Annotated in this window: 2 tRNA genes; both read right to left on the bottom strand. The window is 54.5% G+C overall.

Annotation, left to right across the window (positions count from 1 at the left end):
- Positions 1 to 77, bottom strand: a tRNA-Arg gene (locus tag P6709_RS20215).
- A 14-nt stretch (positions 78 to 91) separates the two neighbouring features.
- Positions 92 to 163: transfer RNA gene (locus P6709_RS20210), tRNA-Gly, on the bottom strand.
- Positions 164 to 244: the final 81 nt, after the last annotated feature.

Below are 244 nucleotides of genomic sequence, written 5' to 3'. Positions count from 1 at the left end.
TGGCGCGCCCGAGAGGAGTCGAACCCCTAACCTCTTGATCCGTAGTCAAACGCTCTATCCAATTGAGCTACGGGCGCATATTAATTATCTAAGCGGAAGACGAGATTCGAACTCGCGACCCCCACCTTGGCAAGGTGGTGTTCTACCACTGAACTACTCCCGCATAGTATATGGTGCGGGTGGAGGGACTTGAACCCCCACGCCTTGCGGCACTAGATCCTAAGTCTAGCGCGTCTGCCAATTC

Source organism: Jeotgalibacillus sp. ET6 (genome assembly GCF_029667115.1).
GTDB lineage: Bacteria > Bacillota > Bacilli > Bacillales > Jeotgalibacillaceae > Jeotgalibacillus.
This window is presented reverse-complemented; position numbering and strand designations above follow the sequence as displayed.